The organism is Campylobacter sp. 2457A, from assembly GCF_020135895.1.
Classification (GTDB): Bacteria; Campylobacterota; Campylobacteria; order Campylobacterales; family Campylobacteraceae; genus Campylobacter_D; species Campylobacter_D taeniopygiae.
In genome coordinates, this window is sequence record NZ_JACHTO010000018.1 from 23,724 (window position 1) to 33,916 (window position 10,193).

General features: G+C 28.2%; 11 protein-coding genes. 6 read left to right on the forward strand and 5 right to left on the reverse strand.

What is annotated here, in order from left to right:
- Positions 1 to 5 precede the first annotated feature (5 nt).
- A complete protein-coding gene (locus H2280_RS06460; RefSeq protein ID WP_337196039.1) occupies positions 6 to 1,232 on the forward strand; it encodes an MFS transporter in 1,227 nt (408 codons plus the stop codon).
- A gap of 1 nt (position 1,233) precedes the next feature.
- Complete coding sequence (locus H2280_RS06465) at positions 1,234 to 2,385, forward strand: M20 aminoacylase family protein (protein ID WP_337216003.1); 1,152 nt, start codon at positions 1,234 to 1,236, stop codon at positions 2,383 to 2,385.
- Here the strand turns inward: H2280_RS06465 and H2280_RS06470 are convergent.
- Together H2280_RS06470 and H2280_RS06475 are read right to left on the reverse strand one after the other, a co-directional pair.
- The gene (locus tag H2280_RS06470) at positions 2,378 to 3,124 is read right to left on the reverse strand and encodes a YaaA family protein (RefSeq protein ID WP_337216004.1); all 747 of its coding nucleotides are present in this window, start codon (positions 3,122 to 3,124) and stop codon (positions 2,378 to 2,380) included. The genes H2280_RS06465 and H2280_RS06470 overlap by 8 nt on opposite strands.
- A gap of 42 nt (positions 3,125 to 3,166) precedes the next feature.
- A complete protein-coding gene (locus H2280_RS06475; protein ID WP_337216005.1) occupies positions 3,167 to 4,237 on the reverse strand; it encodes a JlpA family lipoprotein adhesin in 1,071 nt (356 codons plus the stop codon).
- 140 nt (positions 4,238 to 4,377) lie between these two features.
- Between H2280_RS06475 and H2280_RS06480 the strand changes: the two genes are divergently transcribed.
- Together H2280_RS06480 and H2280_RS06485 are read left to right on the forward strand one after the other, a co-directional pair.
- Positions 4,378 to 5,214 (forward strand): cysteine ABC transporter substrate-binding protein, encoded by an 837-nt coding sequence (locus tag H2280_RS06480; protein ID WP_337196035.1) that lies wholly within the window; start codon positions 4,378 to 4,380, stop codon positions 5,212 to 5,214.
- A 26-nt stretch (positions 5,215 to 5,240) separates the two neighbouring features.
- Entirely contained in the window at positions 5,241 to 6,470 is a 1,230-nt protein-coding gene (locus H2280_RS06485) for an MFS transporter (protein ID WP_337216008.1), read from the forward strand.
- On the opposite strand, the gene H2280_RS06490 is transcribed toward H2280_RS06485, so the two are convergent.
- Positions 6,463 to 7,731 (reverse strand): M20/M25/M40 family metallo-hydrolase, encoded by a 1,269-nt coding sequence (locus H2280_RS06490; protein ID WP_137624433.1) that lies wholly within the window; start codon positions 7,729 to 7,731, stop codon positions 6,463 to 6,465. The genes H2280_RS06485 and H2280_RS06490 overlap by 8 nt on opposite strands.
- Positions 7,732 to 7,789: 58 nt before the next feature.
- Here H2280_RS06490 and H2280_RS06495 point away from each other — a divergent pair, with 58 nt between their 5' ends.
- Entirely contained in the window at positions 7,790 to 8,317 is a 528-nt protein-coding gene (locus H2280_RS06495) for a thermonuclease family protein (RefSeq protein ID WP_337216006.1), read from the forward strand.
- 8 nt (positions 8,318 to 8,325) lie between these two features.
- Positions 8,326 to 8,499 (forward strand): hypothetical protein, encoded by a 174-nt coding sequence (locus tag H2280_RS06500; protein WP_137624435.1) that lies wholly within the window; start codon positions 8,326 to 8,328, stop codon positions 8,497 to 8,499.
- Here H2280_RS06500 and H2280_RS06505 read toward each other — a convergent pair whose 3' ends face one another.
- Together H2280_RS06505 and cmoB are read right to left on the reverse strand one after the other, a co-directional pair.
- Entirely contained in the window at positions 8,500 to 9,078 is a 579-nt protein-coding gene (locus H2280_RS06505; RefSeq protein ID WP_137624436.1) for a hypothetical protein, read from the reverse strand.
- 74 nt (positions 9,079 to 9,152) lie between these two features.
- The gene (gene cmoB, locus H2280_RS06510) at positions 9,153 to 10,025 is read right to left on the reverse strand and encodes a tRNA 5-methoxyuridine(34)/uridine 5-oxyacetic acid(34) synthase CmoB (RefSeq protein ID WP_337216007.1); all 873 of its coding nucleotides are present in this window, start codon (positions 10,023 to 10,025) and stop codon (positions 9,153 to 9,155) included.
- Between the last annotated feature and the right edge of the window lie 168 nt (positions 10,026 to 10,193).

The window sequence follows — 10,193 nt, forward strand, 5'->3', positions numbered from 1 at the left end:
TATTTGTGCAAAATTCATTTTTATTTAATATGCAGCGTATAGGAGTTGCTTTTATTATATTTAGTGTTTATGCTGTTTTTAGTGCTTCTTGGGCTTCTACGGGTTCTTTAATGCCTCTAATAAAAGCGGATTTGGGGTTAGACAATCAAAAAGCGACCTTGATTACAAGTATTGTTGTTGTCGCAAAAATTTTTGGTGCTTCTTTTACAGCTTTTTTAATTTATAAATTTGGGCTTAAAAAAGGATATTTTTTGGGCTGTCTTTTGATGAGTTCAAGTGTATTTTTAACTTTTATAGAAAGCTATCTTGGAATTTTAATCATACGTTTTTTAATGGGACTTGGTTCAGCTTGTGCGTTAGTGTGTTTGGTGCCCATTACTCAACAATGGTTTGAAAAGAAAAGTTTGCATTTTATGATCAGTATCAATACAAACTCAAATATAGTGGGTTATATTATAGGAATTCTTTTTGCAGAAAGTATTTCAAATTATTTTGGAAATTGGCGTTATTCTTTGTCTTTTTACGCGTGGATAAATTTGGTACTAATTGTTCTTTGGATCTTTATAGGAAAAGATCAAAAGATGGATGAAAAACAAGAAAAAATAGACAATAAAAAAGAGTTTTTATCAGCTATTAAATCACGTTTAACTTGGGGTATGATTGTTTTTTACATGGGGCCGATTTTATTTTTAAATTCTATTTTTACATTTTTACCTACATTTTACGTAGAATATGCAGGTTTTACTAAAGAATTAGCCGAAATAGCAAAAAAAGAAATTCCTGTTTTGGCTAATGCAGCTATCATTTTTGGGCCTTTTATAGGAATTTATTTTAAAAGAAAGGGTTATTCTTTCAAAAAGATGCTTTTAGTTGGAAGTTTGTGTATGCTTGTAAGTGGAATTTGTATGCTTTTCTTAAAAAAATGGATTATGGTGGAAATTTTTGCTGTTTTATCGGGTTTATTTTTCTCTTTGTGGTGGCCTTTTTTCTTTAATCTTCCTTCAGAATTAAAAGACACAAATCCACAACGCAGCGCTTATATTATGAGTACTTTTTGGACGATAACTTTTATTATTTTATCTTTAAATCTTGAAATTGTATCATTTAGTGTTGATAAAACAAAAAGTTTTACTTTAGGTTTTACCTATATGTTTATTTTGATTTTGGTTTCAGCTATTGCATCGCTGTTTGTTTTGCCTAAAAAAGATCATTTTATAGAAGGAGGAAAATAAAATGAAACTCATACCAGAAATTGTAGATTTAAAAGATGAATTTGTAAAAATTCGTCATCAAATTCATGAAAATCCAGAGCTAGGCTTTGATGAAATTCAAACTGCAAAATTAGTGGCTGAAAAATTAAAAGAATTTGGCTATGAAGTTTATGAAGGTATTGGAAAAACAGGTGTTGTTGGAGTTCTTAAAAAAGGAAATAGTGCTAAAAAAATTGGACTTCGTGCGGATATGGATGCCTTGCCTATGCAAGAATGTACTCAAGTAGATTATAAAAGCAAAAAAGAAAATATAATGCACGCTTGCGGACACGATGGGCATACAAGTTCTTTATTGCTCGCTGCAAAATATTTATCAAATCAAGATTTCAATGGAACTTTAAATCTTTATTTTCAACCTGCCGAAGAGGGTTTAGGCGGTGCAAATGAAATGATAAAAGATGGATTGTTCGAAAAATTTGATAGCGATTTTATCTTTGGATGGCATAATATGCCTTTTGGATCATCTAAGAAATTTTATTTAAAAAAAGGTGCCATGATGGCTTCTTCTGATAGTTACACTTTAGAAGTCATTGGCAAAGGAGGACATGGAAGTGCTCCTGAAAAAACCAAAGATCCTATTTATGTGGCTTCTTTACTTGTAATGGCTTTGCAAAGTATAGTATCTAGAAATGTCGCTCCGCAAAATTCTGCCGTTGTGAGCATCGGTGCTTTTAATTCAGGCCATGCTTTTAATATCATCCCAGATAATGCCATTTTAAAAGTTAGTATTAGATCGCTTGATAATGAAACTAGAAAATTAACTGAAGAAAAACTTCGTAAAATCTGTCAGGGAATAGCGGGTGCAAATGATGTAGAAATTAAAATTTCAAAAGAAATTATAGCTCCTATAACCATCAATAACGATGAAGCAGTGGAATTTGCATCAGAAGTTGCTAAAGAAATTTTTGGTGAAGAAAATTGCGAATTTAATCATCAGCCTTTAATGGGAAGTGAAGATTTTGGATTTTTTTGTGAAATGAGAAAGTGTGCTTATGCTTTTTTAGAAAATGAAAATGATATATACTTACACAATTCTCATTATGTCTTTAATGATGAGCTTTTGCCTAGAGCAGCAAGCTATTATGCAAGTTTAGTTTTAAAATATCTTAAATAGAATCTAATATTTCAAGTGTAATTTCTTCTTTTAAACCTTTGATTTGAATTTCTTTGAGTTTAAGGTTTGAAGGGAGATTATCTAATATTTCTTGATTGTTTTTAGCTTTTATATTTGCACACAAAGCAAGTAAAATTCCCCTATAAGCTTTTGCAAAATGACTCACTACTTTACCATTTTTTATAAATTTATAGGTAAAAAATTTCTTTTTAGGAATATAAAATTTATCATAAAATCCTGCTCTTAAATCAAGAATTTCTTCATTTTGCAAATATTCATCTAAAGCATCACTAAAATGCTCTTTATAAAATTTTTCTATATTAAAATTTCCAAGTTTTGCACCTTGTTTAAATTTATAAAAAGGAAGAGTGTCGCTAGCTTTTACAACCCCAAAAAGATTTGAAAATATAAGAGTATTTTTTAAAATATAATTTTGACTTTCAAAGGCTAAAGAATTGAAATTCAAATACTCATAACTTACACCATTATAAAGTGTTATGGCACTTTGAGTAGGAGCTTTTCTTAAATCGTGTTTGAATTTATTTATCTCGTTTTCATTTTTTATACCAAAAAGCTCTTTTAAATCCTCTAAGCTAGAATGTTGAATATATTCTTCATACTTGCTTAGAGCTTGCATTCTAAAGGTGAATAATTCTTTAAAAATACAAGAATTTTCATTGATTGGATTTTGCGTGCAATTTTGATTTTTGCTTTCGCTTGGAGAGAATAAAATTTTCATCATGATCCTTTTAGATCATTAAAATGGAGATTTTTCTCCATTTTAATATAGTGGCAAATAAGAATCACCAAGAATAGAAACAACTTCAGTGAAATCTTCGCCATTAATAGTTAATTTTTCTATAACTTTTTCTTTTTCCATAGAATATACACTTAAAGGAACATCTTTAAAAAATACTTCTACATTGAGTTTATAGGTTGGATTTTGAGTAATTTTTTCAAGTGCTTTTAGGGCTTTATCTATGACTAAAGTTTGTTTTTCATCTTTACTGTTTTCTTTGGCTATTTTAAGCATAGAATTAGCCATTTCAATATAATCTTTAAAAACCTCTTTAGTATCTAAAGAAAATGTGAGTTTTGCATCATGAATGGTAATATTTTCTAATATTTGAGAGAGTGTAGAATCTGGATCGATTTTATTTGTATTATTTTCATCGACATTTTTAATCGAAATTGAATCTATATCATATTTAAAGCCATAAGAATCTAGCATATCTAATAATTTAAGATTATAATCTATATTAGCGCTAAGATTTAGATTGAGTTGATCATTGCTTTGGATATTTATACTAGAAAGATAATTATTATTTTCATCATTCTTTTTGGTGTTTAAATTTTTAAATGATATTGTAAAAGGATTAGAGATTAATTCTTTAAGATAATCATTGATTTTTTGATTTTTATTTAATTTTATTTTATCTAACTCGCTAATCGTTTCATTATCGAGTTTTATGTTTTTAAAAGTGACTTCATCTTGTAATTTTTCATTTTTAGAAAATAAAAAATTTAATAATTCTCGAAAGGAAATTAGACCTTTTTTATCTCCTGTATAAACTACATTAGATTTATATTCTACATTTTCAATTCCAAATATTTTTTTATGATTTTCAGGATTAAAAACTTCTAAATTAGGACTCATGCATTTTATAAAATTACCATCGTTTTGGCATTTAAAATCATTGAATTTAAAAAAGTCTTTGCTTGAATTTTGCTCTTCTTTGATCTGTGTATTGAGAGCATTTTCGTATTTTTTTATAATGGATTGATCTAGTGAATTGTTGCTACATGCCGCAAAGAAAACTAAACTGATGCCAATTATAAGATTTTTTTTCATGTTCTTTCCTTATTTTATTTTACAAAGACAAATTATAACAAGAAACTTTTGGATTTTATACAAAAACAGAATAAAAAATAAAAATTTTTAAGTATAATACCTTTCTAAAATTTTTAAATAATGATAAAAGAAAGGACAAAATGAAGAATTTATTTTTAGGCATTTTTGCAGCTATACTTGCTATATTTTTAAGCGCTTGTGGAGAAAATTCAAAACAGGTTAATTCTCTTGAAAAAATTAAACAAAATGGAATTGTAAGAATAGGTGTTTTTGGCGATAAACCCCCTTTTGGCTATGTGGATGAAAAAGGTAAAAATCAAGGTTATGATGTTTATTTAGCTAAGCGTATAGCAAAAGAACTTTTAGGAGATGAGAATAAAGTTCAATTTGTACTCGTTGAAGCTGCGAATAGGGTGGAATTTTTAAAATCAAATAAGGTTGATATTATTTTGGCTAATTTTACTCAAACCCCAGAAAGAGCAGAGCAGGTGGATTTTTGTTTGCCTTATATGAAGGTGGCTTTAGGGGTTGTTACTCCAAAGGATAGTACTATTCATAGTATAGAGGATTTAAAGGATAAAACTTTACTTATAAACAAAGGAACAACAGCGGATGCTTATTTTACAAAAAATTATCCTAATATAAAAACTTTAAAATACGATCAAAATACTGAAACCTTTGCAGCTTTAATGGATAAAAGAGGAGATGCTTTAAGTCATGATAATACTTTACTTTTTGCTTGGGTAAAAGATCATCCTCAATTTAAAATGGCGATTAAAGAGTTAGGAAATAAAGATGTTATAGCTCCTGCAGTTAAAAAAGGTGATAAAGAGCTTAAGCAATTTATTGATAATTTGATCATTAAACTAGGCGAAGAGCGTTTCTTTCATAAAGCCTATGATGAAACATTAAAACAGCATTTTGGAGATGATGTTCAAGCTGATGATGTGGTTATTGAAGGCGGTAAGATACAATAAAGGTTTTTCCTTTATTGTATAAAAATATGCAAAAAAAATATAAAAATATCACTTATGCGTCATTGGGTGGAGTATTAGAATTTTATGATTTTGTTCTTTTTGTATTTTTTTTAGATATTTTTTCTAAGATTTTTTTTCCACAAAATAATTTTTTTTGGACTCAAATAAATACTTATATATCTTTTGGGATAGCTTATCTGGTTCGTCCATTTGGAGCTATAGTAATGGCGCATTTTGGAGACAGATACGGCCGTAAAAACATCTTTTATCTGTCTGTATTTTTGATGGTTATTCCTAGTCTTTTTTTAGCTTTTTTGCCTAGTTATGAAATGATAGGACTATATTCTACTTTTGCTTTATTTTTAATTCGCATTTTGCAAGGTTTGGCCATAGGGGCTGAGGTAAGTGGAGCTTGGGTTTATATCAGCGAATTTGTAAAAGGAAATAAAATTCCTATTGCGCTTGGCTTTGCTTCTGCTGCTTTAACTTTAGGGTTATTGCTAGGAAATTTTACAATTTTGATTTTGGATAGTTATTTTTCCAAAGATCAAATAGAGCAATATGCGTGGAGATTTCCTTTTATTTTGGCTGGAATATTTGGAATTTTTGTTTTGTTTTTGAGAAAAAAAATAAATGAAACTCCGGAATTTCTTAAATTAAAGCTTCAAAATTACTTGGTCAAATTTCCATTAAAACAAGCTTTAAAAACACATAAAATGAGTATGTTTATTTGTTTTTTAATGACTGTGGTTTTAACAAGTGGTATTGCAACTTTAATGATTTTACCAAAATATTTTTCATCAATATTTAATTTTACTTCATCTCAAAGTTTATGGATGCAAAATTTTGGAATTTTAGCTGTCATTTTTGGATCTATAATTCAAGGATTTTTAGCCAGTAAATGGGGGAGTTATAAAATTTGTTCCTTTTTTAGTATCACATTAATGATTTTTGGAGTTCTTTTTAGTCTTTATAATCAGCAATTTTTATGGTACTTTTTGATCGTTTGCTTTTCGCAAGGTATTATTACCTTTGCACCTGTTTTTATGACTCAAATTTTTAAAAATGAAATCAGATTAAGTGGCTTAAGTTTTTCTTACAATATTTCTTATGCTTTATTAGCTTTTTTTACACCTTTTGTAATTGATTTTTTATATGAAAAATATTTGGGATTTTATTTTATTTTTGTGGGAATGTGCTCCTTATTTTGTGTGTTTTTGTTAAAAAAACACACAAGGGGTTTTAAAATTAATTAAGATTTTGCAAAACTTCAAAAACAACTTTAGAAATTTTTTCTACAGAGGCTATTTCACAACGTTCATCTGTAGAATGAGGATTGTAAATATTTGGGCCTATAGAGGCACATAGTAATTTTTGTTTTTTCTCTATGATGCCGCATTCAAGTCCTGCATGAATGGCTGAAATTTTAGCCTCAGGGGATACTTTTTTCAAAGCTTTAAAAACTAAGTCGCTGAGTGCATTTGGTTTGCCTTCCCAAGGTGGGTAAAAATTGAAACTTTTGCTTTGATAGCCAAAAGCTTTGAAAAATTGTAAAGTTTCAAATTCAATTTGTTCTAAGCCATCTAAAGTGTTAGATCTTGCAAAAAGTGCAAATTCTATTTGATTGTTTTGCATTTTTAAGGTTGCAAGATTGATACTAGTTTGAACTATACCTAGATTTTCATCATAAGCTCTCACTCCATGAGAAAAGCTATTGATGGTATCTAAAAGTTTATCGCTTTGATTGCAAAATTCAAATTCTTTTTCACCTTTAAATTCGCATTTTATCCATTCATTGCTTTTAACTTCATTTTCAAAACATACTAAAGCTTTAGCGTGTTTTGGTATAGAATTAACCCTTTCTCCACCTTCAAAAAATATGATTTTTCCATGATTTTGTTTTATAAATTTGGCCATTTCTTTAATGGAGCTTTTTTCATTGTTTATGATATTAATTCCTGAATGACCGCCTTTAAAATTTTGTGCTTGTAATTCATAAATTTTACCTTTGCTTTTTATATTCTCATAATGTAAAGTCGCTTCTATATCAACACCACCCGCACAACCTATCATGATTTCATTATCGCTTTCATGATCTAAATTTAAAAGCATATTTGATTTTATAGTATGTTCTAAAGAATTTACCCCCATGAGGCCAACTTCTTCATTATTGGTAAAAAGGCATTCTAAATTTTCAAATTGATTCATCGCACTCATCATAATCGCTATGCCTATACCATTATCTGCGCCTAGGCTTGAATTTTTGGCTTTTAAATATCCATTTTCTTCGTAAACATCTACTTTGGGTGCGTCCCCCATGCATACCATATCATAATGACTTTGCAAACAAAGCTTAGGATTTCCTTTGATAGCGTGGATATTTCCGGCTTCATCTACATTAACTATAAAATTTTTATCTTTAGAATAATTGATTAAAAATTCTTTCATTTGTTCTGTTTCATAACTACAATGTGGAATTTTGCATAAATCTTTAAAATTATCTATAACTTTTTGCATTTTATCTCCTTTTCTTTGTTAAAATTATGGCATATTTTTTTAAAAAATAAGGATAAAATTGAGAATAAATTATAATAAAATCTTAAATTTAAGAAGTGTTTTAAGCGATCCTAAAAAACTCTTAGCGATTTTGGTTTTTTCGCTTACAATTGTATTTATTCAAAACTATATGGCAAAAATACCAAGCTTTAAAGCTAGGGTTGTTAGGGTTATTGATGGTGATACTATAGAAATTCTTCATTCCAATAAAACAAGTAAAGTGAGATTTTTTGGTATAGATGCGCCTGAAATCAAGCAAAATTTTGGAAAAGAAGCTAAAAATAATTTAAATGAAATTTTAAAAAATAAAGAAGTAGAAATTTTTTATAAAAATAAAGATATTTATGGTAGAATTGTTGCTATTGTCAAACTTAATAATACGGATATTAATTGCTGGATGGTGAGCAAAGGTTATGCTTGGGCTGATACTTATTATACAAATGTGTATGTTAAAGAGCAAAAAATTGCACAAAAATATAAATTAGGACTTTGGCAAGAAAAAAATCCGATTGAGCCTTATAAATGGCGTAAGCAAAACAGATTTTGAGAGTGGTTATGAAAAAATATATACTGATTATAGTGTCGCTTTTGGGATTTTCTGGATGTTTTATTAATGAAAGAGGAATTTCAAATCGTTTTTACGATGATTGCAAGGAGTATTATGATGCAAGTGGAATGTATCATAAAGATTGTCCTAGCAACTGGATTGATATTAAAATGACTCCTTGATTATTTTCCCATTGAGGCTAAAATTGTTGCTGCCATTGCATCAGGATTAACATTAGATGTGTTTGAATTTTCTCCTTGTTGTGTATCTTTTGTTGAATTAAGCGGCGGACGTTTTAAATCAAAAATATGTTCTTCTGTAGTTACAATTTGTATTGTACCTTCAAACATTTTTATATCTTTTGTATATCCAATTACCTTAACATCTCTTTTTTTGGATGTCTCATCAAATAAGGCATGGGCTTCAAGTTGAAGAATATCTCCTATTTTTAACGGAGCATAAAAAAAACATTTTGTGCCTATAACGACAGAGAATTCTTTATTGATTGCAGCTTGTGCAACATAATTAGCAGCAGCAAAAATAAAAGCATCGAAAATCAATCCATGTTCATCGACTACCATATCATTTGTTGTGATTAAAATAGACTTGGCAAAATTTTTATCAATTTCAATAATGGTACCAGCTACCGATGTATTAAGTTCTAAACATGTTGTAAGTTCAGATCTTACTTTAGATAAATTTTCTTGCGAGACATATTCTTCAAGTTGTACATAGTCTTCAAAATTGTCTTTTTTTGCCATTTTTCACCTTTTATTTTTGATAAATATTTTATCTATAATTTCAAAAATGAAAATCGGCAGAAAATAAAAATAATTTATATCTTTATTTTTACATAAACTCTTTTTGGAGCTTCATAACCTTCTATAGTAAGGTTTTTATCGTTTGGATCCAAAAAATCATTTAAAGAATAAGAATCAATCCATTCTGTTTTTCTTTGCTCATTTTCATCGGTTTTTTTAGTGCTTAAAATTTGAAAATCTTTAAAACCTGCTCTTTCGCACCAATTTTTTAAAGCACCTATACTCGGAATAAAATAAATATTTGGAATTTTTGAATAAGTTTTATTTGGAACAAGTGCAATTTCTCTTTCATCTTCTATATACATAGTATCTAAAAAAACTACTCCATTTTTATTAAGTCCTGATTTTAATTCTTTTAGCATCTTAACCGGATCGCTTCTATGATAAATAACTCCAAGACAAAAAATCACATCAAATTTAAGCGGATAATTTGGAAGATCTTCAACACCTAAAAGTTCATATTTTATTGAAGTTTTAGCTAAGGCATTAATGAGTTCAAATTGCAATCGATATTTTATAGAGGGATCAAAACCTATTAATAATGCTGGATTAAATTCAAGCATTTTAAACATATAATAACCATTATTACACCCAATATCTGCTACGGTTTTTCCCGAAATTTCACTCATAAAAGGCTTTAAAATATTAAATTTAATAAAACTTTGCCACTCTGTATCAATAAAAAGATCATTTATTTGGAAAGGACCTTTTCTCCATGGTTTTAATTCTTTTGCAAGTTCTAAAATTTCATCCATTTGAGTATTATTTGTGTTTAAAATCACACAATCTTTTAAATAGAGCTTATTTTCGCAATTTAATTCTTTTAATCTTTGAATTTTGGAGTATAAAGGGTGTCTTGATAATTGATTTTCTAAAATATTTTTCATTGGAGCCTTTTTAGGGAATATATTTTTTTAAATTATACAAATTGAAATTATAACAAAAAGATATTTACAAAAATTCTTATATGAAGTTAAGAAAGTTTAAAAATTAAGCAATCTTATGCTTAAAATTGATTTAATATTTTTAATTTTCATTGTTTTTGTTTATGATTG

Excerpts from the sequence above, each read along its gene's own strand:
- H2280_RS06465 (WP_337216003.1), top strand. The coding sequence starts at position 1,234 with ATGAAACTCATACCAGAAATTGTAGATTTAAAAGATGAATTTGTAAAA.
- H2280_RS06470 (WP_337216004.1), bottom strand. The coding sequence starts at position 3,124 with ATGAAAATTTTATTCTCTCCAAGCGAAAGCAAAAATCAAAATTGCACG.
- H2280_RS06475 (WP_337216005.1), bottom strand. The coding sequence starts at position 4,237 with ATGAAAAAAAATCTTATAATTGGCATCAGTTTAGTTTTCTTTGCGGCA.
- H2280_RS06480 (WP_337196035.1), top strand. The coding sequence starts at position 4,378 with ATGAAGAATTTATTTTTAGGCATTTTTGCAGCTATACTTGCTATATTT.
- H2280_RS06485 (WP_337216008.1), top strand. The coding sequence starts at position 5,241 with ATGCAAAAAAAATATAAAAATATCACTTATGCGTCATTGGGTGGAGTA.
- H2280_RS06490 (WP_137624433.1), bottom strand. The coding sequence starts at position 7,731 with ATGCAAAAAGTTATAGATAATTTTAAAGATTTATGCAAAATTCCACAT.
- H2280_RS06500 (WP_137624435.1), top strand. The coding sequence starts at position 8,326 with ATGAAAAAATATATACTGATTATAGTGTCGCTTTTGGGATTTTCTGGA.
- H2280_RS06505 (WP_137624436.1), bottom strand. The coding sequence starts at position 9,078 with ATGGCAAAAAAAGACAATTTTGAAGACTATGTACAACTTGAAGAATAT.
- cmoB (WP_337216007.1), bottom strand. The coding sequence starts at position 10,025 with ATGAAAAATATTTTAGAAAATCAATTATCAAGACACCCTTTATACTCC.